This window comes from Pseudomonas sp. TR47 (assembly GCF_044143025.1).
Taxonomy (GTDB): Bacteria; Pseudomonadota; Gammaproteobacteria; order Pseudomonadales; family Pseudomonadaceae; genus Aquipseudomonas; species Aquipseudomonas putida_E.
Genome location: NZ_JBHFCS010000088.1, coordinates 1 through 231 on the forward strand (window position 1 = coordinate 1; position 231 = coordinate 231).

General features: G+C 55.8%; 1 pseudogene. It reads right to left on the reverse strand.

The annotated features are described in order from the left end of the window. Positions 1-213 (reverse strand): annotated as a pseudogene (locus tag ACEWE8_RS26145) (hypothetical protein); the annotation flags it as partial. Positions 214-231 lie beyond the last annotated feature (18 nt).

The following is a 231-nucleotide window of genomic DNA, read 5'->3' on the forward strand; positions in this document are numbered from 1 at the left end:
TCCCGAACGCATCTTTTTCCGACGAGCGGCGGTGAAGCTGAAGGCATCCGTCCTGTCGGGCTGGCTCACAAATATCCCACTTATTTCCCCCTCAAGCACCGCTCCAAGGTGTCTAGCATAGCGCTTTGCGACAATCAGCTTGCTCCGAAGAGTTAGATCAGGCGAGTACAGCAGCTGACGCAGTCGTTCCGCGTATTCAGGCTTCAGTTTCATGCGCGGACTCCTTTCGCC